Genomic DNA, 19,425 nt, shown 5'->3' on the forward strand with positions numbered 1-19,425 from the left:
CGGCCTGCCCGCGCGCGATGGCGACCTGCGCGGCCGCGGCAGCCGGGGCCGTTGCGAGTGCGGCGAGAGTACCGGCCGCGAGCAGCGCGGTGACCACCGCCACGGCCAGCAGCCGGATGGTGGGCCCACGGCGGCGTGAGGTGGGAGCGCGGGCCGCGAGAGCGCGCCAGCATCCGCGCACACCGAAGCGTCGAATGGGGTGTTCCAGCCAGCGGTAGCTGCCCGCTGCGGCGACCAGCGTGACGACACCGACGGTGACTCCAATCGGCAGGGCGGCATGCTGCGATGCCGGCCAGGCGAGCTGCACGAGCACCAACACGGGCCAGTGCCAGAGGTAGATGCCGTAGGAGCGTTCGCCGAGGTACCGCAAGGGTGTCACGTCGAGGGCACGACCGAAGGCGTCACCGCGCACCGCGGCCCAGATCACAACCGCGGTCAACAGGCTGATGATGACGAGGCCGCCACGATAGGCGGCGGCGCCGTCGTCCGACAGTACCCAGAAACCGGCGGTGACGAGGGCGAGTGCGAGACCGCCCAGCCACGGACGCAGTCGCGCGAGCCCCGCCGTGACGGGAGAGGCCTGGTCCTCGAGGCACGTGCGGCGCAGTGCGAGCGCGAGCGCCGCGCCGATCAGCAGGCCGAAACTGTGGGTGTCGGAGCCGTAGTAGACCCGGGTCGGGTCGCCGCCGTCGACAAAGAGCGCGGCCATCCAGGCAGCGGATGCCGCGGCGAGGCCCAGCACGAGTGTGAGCCGCAGCCCGCCGCGCCGAATGCGCAGCAGCGCCAGCAGGGCGAGCGGCCACAGCAGGTAGAACTGTTCCTCCACCGCGAGTGACCACAGGTTGCGCAGCAGCTCGGGCTGGTCGGCGCTGAAATAGCTGGTGTCGGCGAGGATCGCCACCCAGTTATAGCCGAAGGTCGCGGCTCCGAGCAGCTGGCTGCCGAGGCCGATCAGCACGTCGCCGCCGATCAGCCAGGCCGCACTGCAGCCGACCAGCACGAGCGGCACGATCGGGGGAACGAGCCGGCGCACGCGGCGCTTCCAGAATCGGCCGAGGCCCAGCCGGCCGCTGCGCTCGTGCTCGGCGACCAGCAGCCCGGTGATCAGAAAACCGCTGATCACAAAGAAGATGTCGACGCCGATGAAGCCGCCGGGTACGAGCGAGGGAAAGAGGTGAAAGAGCACGACGGCGATCACAGCAATGGCCCGCAAACCGTCCAGACCGGCGAGGCGACCGGCCGGCAGGGTGACGCCGGTGCCGGGGGCGGCATCCGCTTCGACCAGTGCGACGGACGACAGCACGACGGCCGAGCCGTCCGTTTCGCTGGGAGTTGGACCTGCGGCCGATGGGGGACGGGTGGAGCTGCTGCGCATCATCTGGCACTCAAAAGGGGGGAGCCGGGGCCCCGACCCCACGATAGCCCGCGCGAGCGGCCTAGGCTTACGTTCGTGACTTTTTTCGCGCCGATTGACGGCCTTCCCGTGCCGGCGACCACGCGCATCCGCCTCGACCTCGCCTACGACGGCACCGACTTCACCGGCTGGGCTCGCCAGCCCGGCTTTCGCACGGTGCAGGGCGACATCGAAGACGGCCTCGCCTCGATCATGCTGCGCTACCCGCCGAGCCCCACCCTGTACGTGGCCGGGCGCACCGATACCGGCGTGCATGCCGTCGGTCAGGTCGCCCACTTCGACCTGTCGCCGGCGCAGGCCGACAGTCTCGTTCGGGTGCAGCGCGGCACCGGCACCCGCCCGCCGGTGACGCTCGGAACCGCGGTGCTGCGGCGGCTCGGCGGAATTCTCGTGACCAAACCCGAGATCGTGCTGCGCGCCGCGAGCGTGGCCCCGGCAGGTTTCGACGCCCGCTTCTCTGCGCTGTGGCGCACCTATGAGTACCGCATCAGCGACCTTCTCGCCCTGCGCGACCCTCAGCAGCGGCTGCGCACCACGTGGCATCCGGCGAAGCTCAACCTCGAGGCGATGGATGAGGCCGCCGCCACCCTGGTCGGCCTGCGCGACTTCGCGGCCTACTGCAAACCCCGTCCCGGCGCCACGACCATTCGCGAGCTGCAGGACTTTCGCTGGCGGCGCGACCCCGACGGGGTGCTCGTCGCCACGATCACGGCGGATGCCTTCTGCCACAGCATGGTGCGCGCCGTGGTCGGCGCGACCGTCGCGGTGGGGGAGGGCCGCCTCGGCATCGACCGTCTCGCGACCATGCGCATGGACCGCACCCGCATCACCGAGTTCAAGGTGATGCAGGCGCACGGGCTGACGCTGATGCGGGTCGGCTACCCCGAAGACGCCGAGATGCGCCTGCGGGCCATCGAGACCCGCAACCGCCGTTCGCTGCCGGTGCTGGTCGGCGACGACGCCGAGTAGACCGGCCCGGGCCATCCGTCGTCGTCGGGGCGTAAGTCCCGCGCAGCGGCGCAGCTACCGCGCAACGCGCCCTCGAACGCAGGCTCGACGAGGTGCGCGGGTAGTACGCCGCTGCGCGGTAGGCGTGCCACCCGCGCAGGGGCGCACTACCCGCGCAGCTCGGACGCGGGCCCGGCGGAGCGGCGCAACCACCGCGCATGACCTTCTGCACTGAGCAAAAGTTGCCGTGAGCGGCCCGCTCGACTAGTGTTGACCCTTGGTGTCTGTGCGTTGCAGCACGGCATCCGAACGTGAGCCCTCCATCGACAGTGTTTTCATCTAAGAAAACACGCCCGGAGCGGGATTCACGAACACCTCCGTTCGAAAAAGAAGAAAGCAGCACAACAGTGACGCGCACTTACACCCCCAAGGCAAGCGAACTCCAGCACGACTGGGTTGTCATCGATGCCACCGATATCGTCCTCGGACGTCTGGCCAGCCACGCGGCGATCCTGCTGCGCGGCAAGCACAAGGCCACCTTCTCTCCCCACATGGACGGTGGCGACTTCGTCATCATCATCAACGCGGAGAAGGTTGCCCTCACCGGCAAGAAGCTCGACCTCAAGATCGCTTACCGCCACTCCGGTTACCCGGGCGGCCTCACGGCGACCAACTACTCCGAGATGCTCGAGAAGCACCCGACCCGTGCGGTCGAAAAGGCTATTCGCGGCATGCTGCCGAAGAACTCGCTCGGTCGCGCTCAGCTCACCAAGCTCAAGGTCTACGCCGGCGCAGAGCACCCGCACTCGGCTCAGCAGCCCAAGCCGTACACCCTCAGCCAGGTCGCTCAGTAGCGTCCGCCCCAGACTTCTTAAGACTCTAGAAAAAGGATTCACACAATCGTGGCGAAGATCGCAGACCAGATTGACCAGGCTCCGGAGAGCTACTCGACCGAGACTCCCGCCGAGACCGCAACCAAGGCGCCCCGCGCCATCCTCAACGTTCCCGGCGCAGCCGTGGGACGTCGCAAGCAGGCCATCGCCCGCGTGCGCATCGTTCCCGGCTCGGGCACCATCGTGGTGAACGGCCGTGCGCTGGAGGACTACTTCCCGAACAAGCTGCACCAGCAGCTCATCAACGACCCGTTCAAGGTTCTCGACCTGCTCGGCAGCTACGACGTCGTCGCACGCATCACCGGTGGTGGCCCCTCGGGCCAGGCCGGCGCGCTGCGCCTCGGTATCGCTCGCTCGCTGAACCTGATCGACGAAGAGAACAACCGCGCGATCCTGAAGAAGAACGGCTTCCTGAGCCGCGACGCTCGCGTCAAGGAGCGTAAGAAGGCCGGACTCAAGAAGGCCCGCAAGGCTCCTCAGTTCAGCAAGCGCTAGTCGAATAGCCGACGTCGATATGACTCGACTGTTCGGCACCGACGGCGTTCGGGGCCTGGCCAACCGTGATCTCACGGCTGGCCTGGCCCTGGAACTGGCTCAGGCCACTGCCGCGGTGCTTACCACCGGTCGCCGCGCCGAACAGCGCCGCGAGTCCGGTCGACGCCCCGTCGCAGTGGTCGCCCGCGACCCCCGCGTCTCCGGCGAATTCATCATTGCCGCAGTCTCTGCAGGCCTCGCCAGCTCCGGTGTCGACGTTCTTGACGCCGGTGTGATCCCCACCCCCGCAGCAGCATTCCTGATTTCCGATATCGGCGCCGACTTCGGTGTGATGATTTCCGCCTCACACAACCCGGCCCCCGACAACGGCATCAAAATCTTCGCCTTTGGCGGAACCAAGCTTCCCGACGACGTCGAGGATCGGATCGAGTCCTTCATCGGGCACGACACCCTGATGCCGATCGGCGGTGACGTGGGGCGCATCCGTCGCTTCGCCGATGCCGAAGACCGCTACGTGGTGCACCTGCTCACGACCCTGCCGCACCGCCTCGACGGGCTGCACGTCGTGCTCGATTGCGCCCACGGCGCCGCGGCCGGTGTGTCGCCGCAGGTCTTCACGGATGCCGGCGCTCGCCTCACCGTGATCGGTGCCGACCCCGACGGGCTCAACATCAACGACGGTGTCGGCTCGACGCACCTCGACAACCTCGCCCGCGCCGTGCTCGAACACGGCGCCGACATCGGTATCGCCCACGACGGCGACGCCGACCGCTGCCTCGCGGTCGACCGCGACGGCAACATCGTCGACGGCGACCAGATCATGGCCATCCTCGCCGTCTCGATGGCCGAGCGCGGCGTGCTGAAAGACCGCACCCTCGTCGCCACGGTGATGAGCAACCTCGGCCTGCGCAAGGCCATGGCCGCCAACGACATCACCGTCGTGCAGACCAAGGTCGGCGACCGTTACGTGCTTGAAGAACTCAACAAGCACGGCTTCTCGCTCGGCGGCGAGCAGAGCGGACACGTCATCATGACCAAGTTCGCGACGACCGGCGATGGCATTCTCACCGGCCTGCACCTGGTCGCCGAGATGGCGCGCACCGGCAAGACGCTCGCCGAACTGGCATCCGTCATGAAGGTGTACCCGCAGATTCTCGTCAACGTGCGTGGCGTCGACCATCGGGCGCTGCACTCCGACACCGTGATCGCCGAGGCGATCGTGGCCGCGGAGACCGAACTCGGCGACACCGGGCGGGTGCTGCTGCGCCCATCCGGCACCGAACCGATGGTGCGCGTCATGGTTGAGGCGGCCGACCAGCCGACCGCAGACCGTCTGGCCCACCAGCTCGCCGACGTCGTGCGCGAGCGCCTCGCGAACTAGCGGCTGCTCAGGCACCGGCGCCCGAGCGTCGCGGCACTCATTGCGCCAGCCGGCACTCGTTCCAAGGAGTGCCGCGAGGCCGAACGAGTGCCGCGAACGCGCCGGCTGGCCGAACGAGTGCCGCGAACGCGCCGGCTGGCCGAACGAGTGCCGCGAACGCGCCTGCGACGGCTAGACCTTGCGCAGCAGCACCTTCGAGACCGCATGGTCGGGGTCCTTGCGCAACACGAGCGTCGCCCGGCTCTTGGTCGGGCGGATGTTGCGCAGCAGGTTGGGTTCGTTGATGCTGATCCAGATCTGCCGGGCCTTCGCCCGGGCCTCTGCCTCGGTCATGTCCGCATAGCGGTGAAAGTACGATTTCGGGTTGATGAACGCCCCGCGCTGCAGCTTCAGAAACCGTTCCTCGTACCAGCGCGCCACGTCTTGGGTGCGCGCGTCGACGTAGACCGTGAAGTCGAACAGGTCGCTGACCGCGAGGCCGTGGCCGGCGCCGGGGGGCTGCAGAACGTTGAGGCCCTCGATGATCAGGATGTCCGGCTGTCGCACGATGATCTGCGCGTCGGGCACGATGTCGTAGCTCAGGTGCGAGTAGAAGGGCGTGCGGGCCTCGGCCGCGCCGCTCTTGACGGCGCTCACGAAGCGCAACAGCGCGCGGCGGTCGTAGGACTCGGGAAAGCCCTTGCGGTCCATGATGCCTCGCCGGGCCAGCTCCGCATTGGGGTAGAGAAAACCGTCTGTCGTGACGAGCTCGACCCGCGGGGTGTCCTCCCAGCGCGCAAGGAGTTCGCGCAGCAGACGGGCGATCGTGGACTTGCCGACGGCAACGGAGCCGGCGACACCAATCACGAACGGCACGTGCAGTGCACGCTCCCCGAGAAAGTCACTCGTTGCGCGGTGCAGCTGGCGGGCGCCGGCCGCGTAGAGGTTGAGCAGGCGGCTCAGCGGAAGGTAGACATCCGTCACCTCGTTGATGTCGAGCGGCTCTCCGAGCCCGCGCAGCTGCACGATCTCGGTTTCACGCAGGGGCAGTCGGGTCGAGGCGGCCAGCGCGGCCCAGTCGGCACGATCCAATTCGACAAATGGGGTGCCGTGAACCTTGTTGATGGGGCTGGTCACCGGCTCGGACATTTTCCCAAGCTTAGTCCGACTAAAATCAGGGCCATGTGTGGAATCGTGGGTTACGTCGGAGGCACCAACAAAGCGGTCGAGGTTTTGATGGGGGGTCTGCGACGTTTGGAGTACCGGGGCTATGACTCCGCCGGCATCGCCGTGATCGACGAGGCGGGAGTGCTCAACTCCGTCAAGCGCGCCGGCAAGCTCGCGATGCTCTCCACCGAGCTGCAGAATCACCCCGTGAACCCGGGTCGCACCGGCATCGGGCACACCCGCTGGGCCACCCACGGTGGCCCGACCGACGAGAACGCGCACCCGCACCTCGCCGACAACGGCAAGCTCGCCCTCATTCACAACGGCATCATCGAAAACTTTGGGCCGCTCAAGGCCGAACTGCTCGCCGAGGGTTACGCCTTCGAGAGCGAAACCGACACCGAGGTGGCCGCCGTGCTGCTCGGCCGTGAATACCAGCGGGTCGGCGACCTGGGCGAGGCGTTCCGCAGCGTCGTCGCCCGCCTCGACGGTGCGTTCACCCTGCTCGCCGTGCACCAGGACCAGCCCGGCGTTGTTGTCGGCGCCCGCCGCAACTCCCCGCTGGTCATCGGCCTGGGCGACGGCGAGAACTTTCTCGGCTCCGACGTGGCCGCGTTCATCGAGTACACCCGCCGTGCCGTGGCCATCGGCCAGGACCAGATCGTGACGATCACGCCCGAGAGCGTCACCGTGACCGACTTCTTCGGCACGCCCGTTGAGGTCGAGGAGTTCGACGTGGCGTGGGACGCCTCAGCGTCGGACAAGGGCGGATGGTCAAGCTTCATGGCCAAGGAGGTCTCGGAGCAGCCCGACGCCGTCGCCAACACGCTGCGTGGCCGCATCGTCGACGGGGTCGTGGTGATTCCGGAGCTGGCGGAGTTCGGCGACGACGCGCTCGCGCGCATCCGTCGTATCGTGATCATCGCCTGCGGCACGGCTGCGTACGCCGGTCAGGTTGCCAAGTACGCGATTGAGAAGTGGGCGAAGGTTCCCGTTGACGTGGAGCTCAGCCACGAGTTCCGCTACCGTGACCCGGTGCTTGAGAACGACACCCTCGTGCTGTCGATCAGCCAGTCCGGCGAGACCATGGACACCCTGATGGCCGTGAAGTACGCCCGCGAGGCCGGAGCGGTCGCGATTTCAATCTGCAACACGCAGGGCGCGACGATCCCGCGCGAGAGCAATGCGGTCATTTACACCCATGCCGGCCCCGAGGTCGCGGTCGCGTCGACGAAGGCGTTCGTCGCTCAGATCGCCGCCCTGTACCTGTTCGCGCTGCACCTCGCCCGGGTGCGCGGCACGCTCTCGAGCGCCGAGCTGCTCGAGCAGACCGCCGAGCTGCAGGCTATTCCGGAGAAGATCGCCACGACGCTGCTGCAGGGCGACGCGGTGCGTCAGCTCGCGACCTGGATGACGGACTCTCGGGCGGTGCTGTTCCTCGGTCGTCACGTGGGGTTCCCGATCGCGCTCGAGGGGGCCTTGAAGCTCAAGGAGCTTGCCTACATTCACGCGGAAGGTTTCGCGGCCGGCGAGCTCAAGCACGGCCCGATCGCGCTCATCGAGCCCGGCCAGCCGGTGTTCGTGGTGGTGCCGAGCCCGCGTGGCTCGGCGCACCTGCACCCGAAGGTTGTCTCCAACATTCAGGAGATTCGGGCCCGCGGCGCCCGCGTCATCGTGATCGCCGAACAGGGTGACGCCGCGGTGCTGCCCTTCGCCGACACCGTGATTCACATTCCGCTCGCCGCGCCGCTGTTCGAGCCGCTGCTGGCCGTGGTGCCGCTGCAGCTGTTCGCGATGGAGCTGGCCACGGCCAAGGGCCTCGACGTGGATCAGCCGCGCAACCTCGCCAAGTCCGTCACGGTCGAGTAGTCCAACGGCGGCACAGTGATTGTGGGAATCGGGGTCGATGTGGTCGACCTGGCGCGGTTTGCGCGCCAGGTCGACCGCACGCCCGCACTGATCCCGCGCCTGTTCGCTGAGAGCGAACGGGGGCTGTCGGTGCACTCCCTCGCCGCCCGGTTCGCGGCCAAGGAAGCGCTGATCAAGGCGCTCGGCCACAGCGGCAGCCTGTTATGGCGGGACATGGAGATCGTGTCCGACGAGCACGGAAATCCCGGTTTTGTGCGCGGCGGCGCCCTGGCGGCTGCCCTCACCGCACGCGGCATCGACCGGGTACATGTAACGATGACCCACGACGCGGGCGTCGCGTGCGCCTTCGTGGTGGCGGAGAGCGACCGATGACCGACCCGACACCGCTCTGGCTCGGCCGCACGACCCTGCTCGACGCCGAGTCCATGCACCGGTTCGGCATCACCCTGGCCGCGGCGCTGCAGGCCGGCGATTTGCTCGTGCTCACCGGACCGCTCGGAGCCGGCAAGACCACCCTGACCCGCGGGCTGGGCGAGGGCCTCGGGGTGCGCGGCCCGGTCACGAGCCCGACCTTCGTGCTTGCCCGCACGCATCCGAGCCTGGTCGGGGGGCCGCCGCTCGTGCACGTCGACGCCTACCGCCTGCAGAGTGCCCTCGAGCTCGACGACCTCGACATCGACTTTGCGCGCTCCATCGTGGTGGTCGAGTGGGGTCGCGGCATGCTCGACGGCATCACCGAGAGCTGGCTCGACGTGCAGATCGACCGACCGCGCGGTGGGCGGGTCGTGGCGCCGACGGATGCCGCGGCATCCGTCGCCAGGGATGTCGCCGCGGATGTCGCCGCGGATGTCGCCGGGCCCGACGACGCCGATGAGGACGACCTCGACGAGCCCCGCACCGTGACGATCACGGCGCACGGCCCGCGCTGGGCGCACCTCGGCGTCGCACGTCGCCCGTAGACTGCGACAGGACCACTGCGACAGGGTTTCTGCGACAGGACCACTGCGACAGGACCACTGCGACAGGACCACTGCGACAGGATCGAACGAACAGGGAGCAGCATGCTGCGGCACGGCGCACGATATTGGATCATTCTGGTGGCCGTCGGCCTCATCGGCGGGTTGCTCTCAGGCACCTTCGGCGTCGGCGGCGGAATCATCATGGTGCCGCTGCTCGTGGGCCTGGCCGGCATGGATCAGCGCCGCGCGGCCGCCACGACCCTCGTCGCCATTGTGCCCGCAGCCACGGTCGGGGCCATCACCTACCTCGCCCACGGTGAGACCGACCTCGTCGCCGGTGGCTTCGTCGCCTTCGGTGCGATCTTCGGCGCCGTGCTCGGTAGCTGGCTGCTGCGCCGACTGCCGCTGGTCTGGCTGCGGTGGATGTTCATCGCGCTGCTCGTGGGCGTGGCCGTGCGCATGCTGCTGGTCGTGCCCGTGCGCGGCGAGCAACTCGAACTGACCTGGTTCGTCATCGTCGGCTACATCGTGCTCGGCCTGATCATGGGCATCGCCTCCGGCCTGTTCGGCATCGGCGGCGGCGTCATCGCCGTGCCCGCGCTCATCGCCGTGTTCGGCATCAGCGACCTCATCGCCAAGGGGACCTCGCTGCTCGTGATGATTCCGACCGGCATCGTGGGCACCGTCGCGAACGTGCGCGGCAAACTCGTCGACGTGCGTGCCGGCCTCGTCGTGGGTGCCGCGGCAACCGCGGCTTCCGCTCCCGGCGTGGCACTCGCGCTGATTCTGCCGCCGCAGCTATCGAGCATCCTCTTCGCCGCCCTGCTGATGCTCGCCGCCGTGCAGCTGTCGATCAAGGCGATTCGGGCGCAGCGCACGTCGAAGCCCGCGCCCGACAGCACCACGGAATAGGCTAGACGGATGCTCCTCGCCATCGACACCTCTGCGGGCACGAGCGTCGCCGTCGTCGACCACGACCGCGGTGTGCTCGCCGAACACGGCGTGCCCGACACCATGCGGCACGCCGAGGTCGTGGGCCCGCTCATCGACCGGTGCCTGATCGAGGCCGGAGTGTCAGTGGCCGAACTCTCCGGGGTCGTCGGCGGCATGGGCCCCGGCCCCTTCACCGGACTGCGCGTGGGCATCGCCGCCGCTCGGGTCTTCGCGCTCGGTGCCGCCCGCCCGCTCATTCCGGTGATCAGTCATGACGCCATCGCCTTCGGTCACTACCGCCGCGGCCACGCCGGCCCACTGCTCGTGGTCACCGACGCGCGGCGTCGCGAGGTCTACTGGAGCGCCTTCGGCGGAACGGATGCTCAGGGCCTGCCCGTGCGCATCGCCGCGCCCGGTCTCGCCCAGCCGCCCGCGCTGCTCGACCCGCGCTGGGAGCACGTGGGGCTGCCCCGCCTCGACGCGGCCACGGTCTCGGCCGCAGACCTCGGCCTGCTCGCCGAGCTGATGTTCGCCGAGCAGCGCCCGTTCGCCGCCAACGACGCCCTCTACCTGCGCTCGCCCGACGCGGTGCTGCCCACCACCCGTAAACGGGTCAGCAATTGACCGGCTCCTGGCAGCTGCGCCGCGCGACCGTCGCCGATCTGGCCGCGATCATGCACCTCGAAACCACCGTTTTCCAGGCGGATGCCTGGAGTTCCGAGATGATGCGCGGCGACATCGCCGACGCGAACTGTTTCTACCTGGTCGCGTTTCCCCCCGACGATCCAGAGCGCATCGAGGGCTACGCCGGCCTGCTGGCGGCGCGCGGCGGCGGCCAGGGCGACATTCAGACCATTGCCGTCGCCGAAACGGCCCGCGGCCGCGGGCTCGGCCGGGTGCTGATGCTCAGCCTCATCGGTGAGGCCCGTAAACGCGGCGCCCGCGAGGTGTTTCTCGAGGTGCGTGCCGACAACCCGTCCGCCCAGCGCCTGTACGCCCGGCTCGGCTTCGACGAGCTCGGGGTGCGCCGCGGCTACTACCAGCCCGACAACGTCGACGCGATCGTCATGCGCCTGACCGTGCCAGAGCCGCAGGCCGGCCTCGCCGCCCACGGAACCGACCTGACCCAGACCCCCGAGGTGTCAGCATGACCGCGATGAACCGCGAGAACCCGCTCGTGCTCGGCATCGAGACCTCGTGTGACGAGACCGGCATCGGCATCGTGCGTGGCACGACGCTGCTGGCCAATGTGATCGCGTCCTCGATGGACGAGCACGCCCGCTACGGCGGTGTCGTGCCCGAGGTCGCGGCGCGCGCGCACCTCGAAGAGCTCGTGCCGGCGATCGAGGCCGCCGTCGCCGAGAGCGGCATTGCGCTGAGCGATCTCGACGCGATCGCCGTGACGAGCGGACCGGGCCTGGCCGGCGCGCTGATGGTGGGCGTCGGCGCCGCGAAAGCCCTCGCGCTGGCCCTCGACAAGCCGATCTACGCGGTCAACCACCTCGTCGGGCACGTCGGTGCCGACGTGCTGCGGCTCGACGACCGGGCCGATTCGGACAGCGTGCCTCTCGACACGGTGCCTCTCGAAGCTGTGCCTCTTGACACTGTGCCTCTCGAATACCCCACGATCGCCCTGCTCGTCTCGGGCGGGCATACCTCGCTGCTGCTCGTGCGCGACCTCACGAGCGACGTCGAGCTGCTCGGCGAGACCATCGATGACGCGGCCGGTGAGGCCTTCGACAAGGTCGCCCGCATCCTCGGCATGCCCTACCCCGGCGGGCCGCACATCGACGCGGCCGCCGCGACCGGCGACCCCCGCGCCATCCGCTTTCCCCGGGGGCTCAGTCGCCCGAAAGACATGGCGCAGCACCGCTACGATTTCTCGTTCTCGGGGCTGAAAACATCCGTCGCCCGCTGGGTGGAACACCGCGAAGACGAGGGTGTGCCGGTGCCGGTGAACGACGTCGCGGCGAGTTTTCGCGAGGCCGTCGTCGATATTCTGCTCACCAAGGCCGTTGCCGCCTGCCACGACTATGGTGTGCCGCGCCTGTTGCTGGGCGGTGGCGTGATCGCCAATGCCCGGCTGCGGCAGGTGGCGATCGAACGCACGGATGCCGCGGGCATCACCCTGCGGATCCCACCGCTGTCGCTGTGCACAGACAACGGCGCCATGATCGCCGCCCTCGGCGCCCAGCTGATCATGAACGGTCATGCGCCGTCGACGCTCGATTTTGGAGCGGATTCGACCCTGCCCGTGCAGCACATCCAGGTCGCGCAGATTCAGGCCGCGGCGGGCGGCCACGAGTCGACTGCCGGGGTGTCCTAACCAGCCCGACCGGGTATTCTGTATCTTTACTCTTAAGACACTCGTACACCGGAACCCGAGGAGTTCGCATGACTGACCCGAACCAGCCCCCCGTCACACCGCCATCGAACCCCGCGCCATCGAACCCCGCGCCGGCGTACGGGCAGCCCGCTGCCCCGCCGCCCGCCGCACCACAGTACGGCCAGGCTCCCGCCTACGGCGCCCCGGTCTACGGCGCACCGGCCCCGCAGCCCTACGGCGCCCCGCCGGCCGGCCCCGACAAGTACAACGTGCTCTCGATCGTGTCGCTCGTCACTGCGGTGCTTTTTCTTCAGCTGGTGGCAATCATCACGGGTCACATCGCGCTCAGCCAGATCAAGAAGACCGGCGAGAAGGGGCGTGGCCTCGCCCTCGCCGGCCTCATCGTGGGCTACGCGGGCATCGCGCTCGGCATCATCGTGGCCGCGATCACCATTCCGCTGTACATCGAGCTGATCAACGACCCGCGATTCGTGAACGAGTTCAACTACTAACCGTTCGAGACAACCGTTCGAGACCAACTTTCGAGAAGGAAGCTTCGCATGAGTGACCCCAACACGCCCCCGGTGCCCCCGGTGCCCGAAGTTCCCGATGTGCCACAGGTTCCCGGCGTACCCCAGGTGCCCGGCGCGCAGCCCGCGACCCCGTTCACCGCGCCCGGCGCCCCCCAGGCACCGCCGGCGTACGGTGCGCCCACGCCGCCGGCGTACGGTGCGCCCACGCCGCCGAAACCGCCGGCCTACGGTGCTCCGGCCCCGCAGGCCTACGGTGCCCAGCAGCCCGGTGCCCAGCAGCCCGGTGCCCAGCAGCCCTATGGCGCTCCGTCGGGTTATGGCGCACCGACCACGCCGCCGCCCGGCGGCAACCCCTACGCGAGCAATCCCTACCCGAGCAATCCCTCTGGCCCGCCCGTCGTGAAGCAGCCGATTCTGAGCATCCTCTCGCTCGTCGCCGGAGTCATCGCCGTGCTCGGGTCACCGATCGGTTTCATTCCGGTCATCGGCGGAGTCATGGGGCTGTTCATTCCCATCGGTGCCGTCGTGCTCGGTTTTCTCGGGCGCAGTAAGGAGCCGCGAGCGCGCGGCTTCTGGCTCACCGGCATCATCACCGGGTTCGTGAGCCTCGCGCTGGCCATTCTCAGCATCGTGATCTGGGTTCTCATCATCGCGACGGCCCCCACCACCTACGGCACCGGCTACGACCCCGTCTTCTAGCCAGCACTCGACCCTCGAGCCCGCCACCGCGGCACGAGCACTCCCCAGACCGGAGAATCCAGCATGAGCGGACAGCACCGCGACCCGTCCGCCCCGGTAGACGATTACGACCTCACCCGCCCGCCGGCAATCACCCCGGAGGGCCAGCTCGCGTGGGAGGCCACCGAAACGGCCCCCACCGAGTGGGTGCCGTATGTCTACACCGAGGCAGAGGTGCGCACGGTCGGCATCCGTCGGCGCCTGTCGGTCTCGTCTGTGGTGCTCGGCATTCTGGGGCTGATCGGCGGTGTGCTGGGGGTGTTCGGGCTGCCGTTCGCCCTCGGCGCGGTCGTGCTCGCACTGACCGCGCGGGCGGTCGAGCGGCGCGCCGGCGCAATTTGGCTCGCGGGCCTGCTGTGCGGTAGCGCCGGGCTGCTGCTCGGCGCCGGCTGGCTCTACTACATCACCCAGGTGCTCATCCCCGGCCTGGCCGTCGCGGGCTAGCCGCGCTCAGCGCACCCGCTCAACGAGCAGCGCGACCCGGTGGCCGGCCGCGCGGGTCAGCACGAGGGTCGCCGACTCGGAACCCTTGAGCTTCAGCCGCGTGCGGAGCGTCGCCGGGTCCACATCGACACCGCGCTTCTTGATCTCCAGCGTGCCGATGTGCCGCTCGGCAAGCGCGAGCCGCAGCTTCTTCTCATCGACCGGCAGTGACTCGAGCACCCGGAACGCGGTCGCGAACGGTGTCGGCGTGAGCGTTGGTGCGCTCAGATACGCCAAGCCCTCGCTCAGCATCTCGGCGCCGAGGGTGCGGGCGAGGTCCCCGATGAGCCGCGCCCGAATCACCGCACCGTTCGGTTCGTACAGGTAGTCCCCGAGCCCACCGACCGGGGCATCGACGCTGTCGGCGTCGGCGGTCAGCTCGTCGGCACCGTCACGGGTCAGCAGCAGCGCCGAACGACGGATGCCGGGGCGAGCCAACACTCCAAACCACAGCGCCATCTCCACGAGCTGCCCCTCGACCGAGACCCACTGCGCCTCGGCTTCGGCGGGAATCTGGTCGCGGTCGTGGCCGGGGCCGAGTTTGACGCCGATCGGCATCCGCTCGCTGAGGCCGAAGACGAAGTCCAGGCTGGGGGAGTAATCGGAGCTGTGGGTGAGGCGGCTGGTATTGCTGTGACCCGCGGTGCGGCGGGCCGGATCGAGCCAGGCCGCGTCGAAGCCGGCCAGGTCGACGTCTTCGGCCTGCGCGTGCAGCACTGACGCGCTCGGGAATGGCGCCAGGTTGTAGCTCGCGACGGTCGCGGTCACCTCGTCGGCGTCGACCGCGGTCACCTCGAGGTCGAGGGCGGCCATGGCCATGGCGTCGCCGCCGATGCCGCAACCGAGGTCGGCGACGCGGGTGAGGCCAGCGGCCTGAAACCGGCCGGCGTGCAGGGCGGCGACGCGCAGTCGGGTCGCCTGCTCGAGTCCGGCCTCGGTGAAGAGCATGCGGGTGGCGAAATCGCCGAACTTCGGGCCGGCCTTCGCGCGCAGCTTCGACTGCCCGAGAACGGCGGCCACGAGCCCGGGGGCGTGACCGGCCTTGCGCAGCTCGCTGACCCGGGCCACGACGTTGCCGTGTGCGTCATAGGGCGGAAGGGAGTCCAAGAGGCGCAAACCGACTGGAGAAAGTAGCTCGACGAGCTCTGAGCGATCCATCAGGCAATTCTTCCATGCCCGGGCAGCGCTCACGCGCTCACATCTGGCACTCACGTTGCGTGAGTGCCAGATGCGCCCTAAGCTTGATTTAGCACTCTCGACGTGAGTCTGCTAACCCAAATCTTCGTTAAGAAAGAGGTCAACCGTGTCGGTCTCCATCAAGCCGCTCGAGGATCGCATCGTCATCAAGCAGGTCGAAGCGGAGCAGACCACCGCTTCCGGCCTCGTCATTCCTGACACCGCGAAAGAGAAGCCCCAGGAGGGCGAAGTTGTTGCAGTGGGCCCCGGCCGCATTGACGACAACGGCAACCGCATTCCGCTCGACGTCGCCGTCGGCGACAAGGTGATCTACTCCAAGTACGGCGGAACCGAGGTCAAGTTCGGCGGCGACGACCTGCTCGTTCTCTCGGCTCGCGACGTTCTCGCGGTCGTCGTTCACTAGGTCCTCATTTACTGAGCCGCTCCACCTACGGCACTCGCCGTAAACTAAGAATCCCGGATGGCCTTGCCATCCGGGATTTTTCTGTCGGAAAGGGCCCACAATGACGGATGCTCCGGTACCGGTGACCGCTTCGGCCAGCCGCGGGGGCACGAAGGCTCCACGCAGCGAACACAGCCGGGGCCTGATCCTCGCGGTGCTCGCCTACGGGCTCTGGGGTGTGCTGCCGCTCTACTTTCTGCTGCTCGCCCCGAGCGGCGCCTTCGAGGTCGTCGCCTGGCGAGTGCTGTTCTCGCTCGTCTTCTGCGCGCTGCTCATCACGGTCACCCGAAAATGGCGGGTTCTGGCCACAACGCTGGCCAAGCCGAAAGTGGTCTGGACCATGGGCCTGGCCGGCCTGCTGATCTTCGTCAACTGGCAGACCTACGTCTACGCCGCGCTCAACGGGCAGGTCGTCGAGGCCGCCCTCGGCTACTTCATCAACCCGATCGTCACCGTCTTTCTCGGTGTGCTGCTGCTGCACGAACGGCTGCGCCGAGTGCAGTGGATCGCCGTGGGCATCAGTATCGGCGCCGTGGTCGTGCTCACCATCGGCTACGGCACCCTGCCGTGGATCTCCCTCGTGCTGGCCTTCTCCTTCGGCTTCTACGGGCTGATCAAGAAACGTGTCGGCGGCGACGTCGACGCGGTAACCGGCCTCACCCTCGAAACGGCGTGGCTGGCACCCGTGGCCATCATCCAACTCGTCGTCGTCGCGGGAATGTCGGGCCTCACCTTCGGCACCGTGTCGCCCTGGCACACCGTTGCCCTGCTCGGTGCCGGCGTGATCACCGCAGTGCCGCTGCTGTTCTTCGCGGCCGCCGCTCGCCGGTTGCCGCTCACCGTCATCGGACTGGTGCAGTTCGTCGCACCGGTGCTGCAGTTTCTCGTCGGCGTGTTCGTGCTGCAGGAGCCGATGCCGCCCGAACGCTGGGCCGGATTCGCGCTGGTTTGGGTCGCGCTCATCATTCTCACCATCGACATGGTGCGCTCCGGCCGCGGTCCGCGGCCGGGTGAACTCGAACGCGCCTGAGCGGCGTTGCCGTCTGCCGGTCGCTGTGAGCGCTACCCTCGACAAGACCGCCTTCGTAGAGACTGCCCCGAAAGGATGCCGGATGCCCCGCCACCTGCCCCGCGCCCGGTCCCGCCGCGCCCTGGTCGCCGCTGCCGCCGTTGGTGTGTGCCTGCTCGCGCTGACCGGCTGCACAACCGAGTCGCCCGTCGTCGTGCCGAGCCCCACGCCCACGATCACCTCCACGGTCGTGCCCACCGGTGACGGTGTGTTGCGCATCGGCACGCTCTTTCCCACGACCGGTGACGCGGCAGCCAGTGGCGCGGCGCAGGTTGCTGGCGCCCAGCTCGCCGCGCGCAACGTAAGCGACGAGGGCGGAGTGCCCGGCCGCACGATCGAACTGATCCACCGCAACTCCGCCGGTGATGTCGCCGCAGCCGTGGCCGACCTCGTGGCTCGCGGCGCCGATGTCGTGCTGTGGGATGCGGCGACGACGCCCGCCGAGGAGGTGGCGGCATCCGTCACCGAGGCCGGGCTCGGCTTTCTCGCGCTCGGCGAATTCGCGAACGGCGGCACGCCGCTCGCCACCGACGAGGACTTCAGCGCGCGGTTACGCACGGCGGATCCGGGGTTGGCGGCCACGGCCGGCGGCGCCGAGGCCTACGACGGCGTGATCGTGACGGCGCTCGCCGCGACGTCCGTCGCCGACGATGCCGCGGCATCCATCGAAATCGGCTGGGACCTGATCGCAGCGGGACCGACTGTCTGCACCTCGTGGGGCGAATGCGTCGCCGCGCTGGTTGACACCCAGAGCATCGAATATCAGGGGATAACGGGCGTTCGATCGTAACGATTTGGTCGCTTTACACGGATGTAACACGATCCGGCGGTTAATAGGTACTCGCGTTGCCTAATGTCTAAGCACGGCAGTCAATCGGCTTCCGTGATCTTTGTTCTCTTCCTAGTCCCAAGGAGCAACATGAGCGTATTCGCGAAGGCCCCGGCCTCCCGCTCAGTTCGAGCTGTCGTCACCGGCGTCGCCATGCTGGGGGTGAGCGCTCTGCTGCTCACCGGCTGCAGCGGCACCGCAGATCCCGTTGAAACGGATGCCGCCGCCACCGTCGACGAAGGCGTCTTCGCGGAGGTGAGCGCGGGCGACCGCGACTTGGCCTTGAAGATCGGAACCCTTCTGCCCGAGAGCGGCGCACTCGCCTTCCTCGGCCCGCCCGAAATCGCCGGCGTGAATCTCGCGCTGAAGGACATCAACGAGGCCGCAACAGGCCTCAACCTCGAGGTCGTCACGTCCGACTCCGGCGACACCACGACCGACATCGCGACCGTCTCGGTCACCGACCTCCTGTCGCGCGACGTCTCCGCCATCGTCGGAGCGGCCTCGTCCGGCGTGTCCAAGACCGTGATCGACCAGATCACCGGCGCCGGCGTCGTGCAGTTCTCCCCGGCCAACACCTCGGAAGACTTCACCGAGTACGCCGATGACGACTATTACTGGCGCACCGCACCCTCCGACCTGCTGCAGGGTGCCGAGCTCGGAAACCTGATCGCGAACGACGGCAACCAGACCCTCGGCCTGATCGTCCTGAACGACGCCTACGGCACCGGCCTGGAGGCCTCCACCACGGCGGCATTCGAAGCCGCCGGTGGCGAGGTTGTCGCCTCGGCACTCTTCAACGAGGGCGACCCGAACTTCGCGGCGCAGATCGCCGAAGTGACCGCCGCCGACCCCGACGCGATCGCACTGATCACCTTCGAGCAGGCCAAGGTCATCGTTCCGGACCTCGTCGGCAGCGGCGGGTTCCCGGGCGACAAGCTCTACTTCGTCGACGGTAACCTGACCGACTTCAGCGCCGACTTCGAGCCCGGCCTCATCGAAGGCTCCAAGGGCACACTGCCCGGCCTCGACGTGGCCACTCTCGGTGACTTCACCGATCGCCTGCTCGAGGTCGACCCGAACCTGACCGACTTCAGCTACGCCGCGGAGTCCTACGACGCCGTGATGCTGATCGCCCTCGCTGCCTTCGCCGCGAACGACACGTCGGGTGAATCGCTCAAGACCTACCTCCGTCAGGTCTCCGGAGGCACCGGTGAGGGCGTCAAGGTGACGACCTTCGCCGAGGGCGCTGCCGAGCTCGCCCAGGGCAACCAGATCGACTACGACGGTCTCTCCGGTCCGGTCGACTTCGACGAGCACGGCGACCCGCAGGACGCCACCATCGGCAAGTACATCTTCGGCGCCGACAACAAGTACACCCGCATCAAGGAGTAACCACTACACAGCACAAGTCAGCAACGAGAAGGGCCCCGGCATCATGCCGGGGCCCTTTCTCGTGCCCTGTGCGGCCTCCGGTGGCCTACGGTGGCCTCCGGTGGCCCCGAGAGCGGATGACCGCGCCCGATATGGGTAGCCGCTACGGTAACCGCCGTAGCGCCCACCCGTTTCGGGCGCGGTCATGGTGGGGCGGTCTCGGTGGGCCGGCCCGGCGCATCCGTCGTCGGCAGCGGCGCGCCCGATATGGGTGGCCGCTACGGTAACGGCCGTAGCGGCCACCCGTTTCGGGCGCGGTCATTATCGAGCGGATGCCCCGCGCACGCGAAAGCGGGGCACTCGCCGCGTAGACGATGTCTAACGGCGAGTGCCCCG

The 19,425-nt window shown here is 68.4% G+C and carries 21 protein-coding genes; 18 read left to right on the top strand and 3 right to left on the bottom strand.

Annotation, left to right across the window (positions count from 1 at the left end):
* Positions 1-1,378, bottom strand: a 1,378-nt coding sequence (locus tag E3T55_RS07260; RefSeq protein WP_134518915.1) for an acyltransferase family protein, incomplete at its 3' end; no start/stop codon positions are given.
* 72 nt (positions 1,379-1,450) lie between these two features.
* On the opposite strand from E3T55_RS07260, the gene E3T55_RS07265 reads away from it, so the two are divergent.
* The 4 genes from E3T55_RS07265 (at position 1,451) to glmM (ending at position 5,131) form a co-directional block, all read left to right on the top strand.
* A complete protein-coding gene (locus E3T55_RS07265; RefSeq protein WP_241992929.1) occupies positions 1,451-2,383 on the top strand; it encodes a tRNA pseudouridine synthase A in 933 nt (310 codons plus the stop codon).
* 386 nt (positions 2,384-2,769) lie between these two features.
* Positions 2,770-3,216 carry a 50S ribosomal protein L13 gene (gene rplM, locus E3T55_RS07270; protein WP_134518916.1) on the top strand — a complete coding sequence of 149 codons (447 nt, stop codon included), beginning with the start codon at positions 2,770-2,772 and terminating at the stop codon, positions 3,214-3,216.
* A 48-nt stretch (positions 3,217-3,264) separates the two neighbouring features.
* Positions 3,265-3,750 (top strand): 30S ribosomal protein S9, encoded by a 486-nt coding sequence (gene rpsI, locus E3T55_RS07275; protein ID WP_134518917.1) that lies wholly within the window; start codon positions 3,265-3,267, stop codon positions 3,748-3,750.
* 19 nt (positions 3,751-3,769) lie between these two features.
* Positions 3,770-5,131, top strand: a complete 1,362-nt coding sequence (glmM, locus tag E3T55_RS07280; protein WP_134518918.1) for a phosphoglucosamine mutase — start codon at positions 3,770-3,772, stop codon at positions 5,129-5,131.
* A 171-nt stretch (positions 5,132-5,302) separates the two neighbouring features.
* Here glmM and coaA read toward each other — a convergent pair whose 3' ends face one another.
* A complete protein-coding gene (gene coaA / locus E3T55_RS07285) occupies positions 5,303-6,259 on the bottom strand; it encodes a type I pantothenate kinase (RefSeq protein ID WP_134518919.1) in 957 nt (318 codons plus the stop codon).
* A 33-nt stretch (positions 6,260-6,292) separates the two neighbouring features.
* Between coaA and glmS the strand changes: the two genes are divergently transcribed.
* The 10 genes from glmS to E3T55_RS07335 all read left to right on the top strand — a co-directional run bounded on the left by glmS (position 6,293) and on the right by E3T55_RS07335 (position 14,079).
* Positions 6,293-8,146 (top strand): glutamine--fructose-6-phosphate transaminase (isomerizing), encoded by a 1,854-nt coding sequence (gene glmS / locus E3T55_RS07290; RefSeq protein ID WP_134518920.1) that lies wholly within the window; start codon positions 6,293-6,295, stop codon positions 8,144-8,146.
* 15 nt (positions 8,147-8,161) lie between these two features.
* On the top strand, positions 8,162-8,518 hold the full coding sequence (locus E3T55_RS07295; protein ID WP_134518921.1) for a holo-ACP synthase: 357 nt from the start codon (positions 8,162-8,164) through the stop codon (positions 8,516-8,518).
* On the top strand, positions 8,515-9,105 hold the full coding sequence (gene tsaE / locus E3T55_RS07300; RefSeq protein WP_174775443.1) for a tRNA (adenosine(37)-N6)-threonylcarbamoyltransferase complex ATPase subunit type 1 TsaE: 591 nt from the start codon (positions 8,515-8,517) through the stop codon (positions 9,103-9,105). The genes E3T55_RS07295 and tsaE overlap by 4 nt, the downstream gene beginning before the upstream one ends.
* Before the next feature lie 102 nt (positions 9,106-9,207).
* On the top strand, positions 9,208-10,017 hold the full coding sequence (locus E3T55_RS07305) for a sulfite exporter TauE/SafE family protein (protein ID WP_134518922.1): 810 nt from the start codon (positions 9,208-9,210) through the stop codon (positions 10,015-10,017).
* 9 nt (positions 10,018-10,026) lie between these two features.
* Positions 10,027-10,662, top strand: a complete 636-nt coding sequence (gene tsaB, locus E3T55_RS07310) for a tRNA (adenosine(37)-N6)-threonylcarbamoyltransferase complex dimerization subunit type 1 TsaB (protein WP_134518923.1) — start codon at positions 10,027-10,029, stop codon at positions 10,660-10,662.
* Positions 10,659-11,189, top strand: coding sequence for a ribosomal protein S18-alanine N-acetyltransferase (gene rimI / locus E3T55_RS07315; RefSeq protein WP_241992930.1), 531 nt, complete (start codon positions 10,659-10,661; stop codon positions 11,187-11,189). Before tsaB ends, rimI begins: the two co-directional genes overlap by 4 nt.
* A 5-nt stretch (positions 11,190-11,194) precedes the next feature.
* Positions 11,195-12,364 (top strand): tRNA (adenosine(37)-N6)-threonylcarbamoyltransferase complex transferase subunit TsaD, encoded by a 1,170-nt coding sequence (tsaD, locus tag E3T55_RS07320; RefSeq protein WP_134518939.1) that lies wholly within the window; start codon positions 11,195-11,197, stop codon positions 12,362-12,364.
* A 68-nt stretch (positions 12,365-12,432) separates the two neighbouring features.
* Entirely contained in the window at positions 12,433-12,876 is a 444-nt protein-coding gene (locus E3T55_RS07325; RefSeq protein ID WP_134518924.1) for a DUF4190 domain-containing protein, read from the top strand.
* Between the two features lie 48 nt (positions 12,877-12,924).
* Positions 12,925-13,596, top strand: a complete 672-nt coding sequence (locus E3T55_RS07330) for a DUF4190 domain-containing protein (protein WP_134518925.1) — start codon at positions 12,925-12,927, stop codon at positions 13,594-13,596.
* 63 nt (positions 13,597-13,659) lie between these two features.
* On the top strand, positions 13,660-14,079 hold the full coding sequence (locus E3T55_RS07335) for a hypothetical protein (RefSeq protein ID WP_134518926.1): 420 nt from the start codon (positions 13,660-13,662) through the stop codon (positions 14,077-14,079).
* Positions 14,080-14,085: 6 nt separating this feature from the next.
* Here E3T55_RS07335 and E3T55_RS07340 read toward each other — a convergent pair whose 3' ends face one another.
* A complete protein-coding gene (locus tag E3T55_RS07340; protein WP_134518927.1) occupies positions 14,086-15,276 on the bottom strand; it encodes a class I SAM-dependent methyltransferase in 1,191 nt (396 codons plus the stop codon).
* 145 nt (positions 15,277-15,421) lie between these two features.
* Between E3T55_RS07340 and groES the strand changes: the two genes are divergently transcribed.
* The 4 genes from groES to E3T55_RS07360 all read left to right on the top strand — a co-directional run bounded on the left by groES (position 15,422) and on the right by E3T55_RS07360 (position 19,050).
* Positions 15,422-15,718, top strand: a complete 297-nt coding sequence (gene groES, locus E3T55_RS07345; protein WP_119971815.1) for a co-chaperone GroES — start codon at positions 15,422-15,424, stop codon at positions 15,716-15,718.
* 100 nt (positions 15,719-15,818) lie between these two features.
* A complete protein-coding gene (rarD, locus tag E3T55_RS07350) occupies positions 15,819-16,787 on the top strand; it encodes an EamA family transporter RarD (RefSeq protein ID WP_134518928.1) in 969 nt (322 codons plus the stop codon).
* A gap of 82 nt (positions 16,788-16,869) precedes the next feature.
* Positions 16,870-17,616 carry an ABC transporter substrate-binding protein gene (locus tag E3T55_RS07355; protein ID WP_134518929.1) on the top strand — a complete coding sequence of 249 codons (747 nt, stop codon included), beginning with the start codon at positions 16,870-16,872 and terminating at the stop codon, positions 17,614-17,616.
* 129 nt (positions 17,617-17,745) lie between these two features.
* A complete protein-coding gene (locus tag E3T55_RS07360; RefSeq protein WP_134518930.1) occupies positions 17,746-19,050 on the top strand; it encodes an ABC transporter substrate-binding protein in 1,305 nt (434 codons plus the stop codon).
* The last annotated feature ends 375 nt before the right edge of the window (positions 19,051-19,425 follow it).

Origin of the sequence: Cryobacterium frigoriphilum (genome assembly GCF_004403305.1) — a bacterium.
In the GTDB taxonomy this organism is placed as follows: domain Bacteria; phylum Actinomycetota; class Actinomycetes; order Actinomycetales; family Microbacteriaceae; genus Cryobacterium; species Cryobacterium frigoriphilum.

What these genes read in the sequence shown, in the direction of transcription:
- glmS (WP_134518920.1), top strand. Translation starts at nt 6,293, where the DNA reads ATGTGTGGAATCGTGGGTTACGTCGGAGGCACCAACAAAGCGGTCGAG.
- E3T55_RS07305 (WP_134518922.1), top strand. Translation starts at nt 9,208, where the DNA reads ATGCTGCGGCACGGCGCACGATATTGGATCATTCTGGTGGCCGTCGGC.
- E3T55_RS07340 (WP_134518927.1), bottom strand. Translation starts at nt 15,276, where the DNA reads ATGGATCGCTCAGAGCTCGTCGAGCTACTTTCTCCAGTCGGTTTGCGC.
- tsaE (WP_174775443.1), top strand. Translation starts at nt 8,515, where the DNA reads ATGACCGACCCGACACCGCTCTGGCTCGGCCGCACGACCCTGCTCGAC.
- E3T55_RS07335 (WP_134518926.1), top strand. Translation starts at nt 13,660, where the DNA reads ATGAGCGGACAGCACCGCGACCCGTCCGCCCCGGTAGACGATTACGAC.
- E3T55_RS07360 (WP_134518930.1), top strand. Translation starts at nt 17,746, where the DNA reads ATGAGCGTATTCGCGAAGGCCCCGGCCTCCCGCTCAGTTCGAGCTGTC.
- rarD (WP_134518928.1), top strand. Translation starts at nt 15,819, where the DNA reads ATGACGGATGCTCCGGTACCGGTGACCGCTTCGGCCAGCCGCGGGGGC.
- E3T55_RS07355 (WP_134518929.1), top strand. Translation starts at nt 16,870, where the DNA reads ATGCCCCGCCACCTGCCCCGCGCCCGGTCCCGCCGCGCCCTGGTCGCC.
- tsaB (WP_134518923.1), top strand. Translation starts at nt 10,027, where the DNA reads ATGCTCCTCGCCATCGACACCTCTGCGGGCACGAGCGTCGCCGTCGTC.
- tsaD (WP_134518939.1), top strand. Translation starts at nt 11,195, where the DNA reads ATGAACCGCGAGAACCCGCTCGTGCTCGGCATCGAGACCTCGTGTGAC.
- E3T55_RS07325 (WP_134518924.1), top strand. Translation starts at nt 12,433, where the DNA reads ATGACTGACCCGAACCAGCCCCCCGTCACACCGCCATCGAACCCCGCG.
- glmM (WP_134518918.1), top strand. Translation starts at nt 3,770, where the DNA reads ATGACTCGACTGTTCGGCACCGACGGCGTTCGGGGCCTGGCCAACCGT.
- coaA (WP_134518919.1), bottom strand. Translation starts at nt 6,259, where the DNA reads ATGTCCGAGCCGGTGACCAGCCCCATCAACAAGGTTCACGGCACCCCA.
- E3T55_RS07330 (WP_134518925.1), top strand. Translation starts at nt 12,925, where the DNA reads ATGAGTGACCCCAACACGCCCCCGGTGCCCCCGGTGCCCGAAGTTCCC.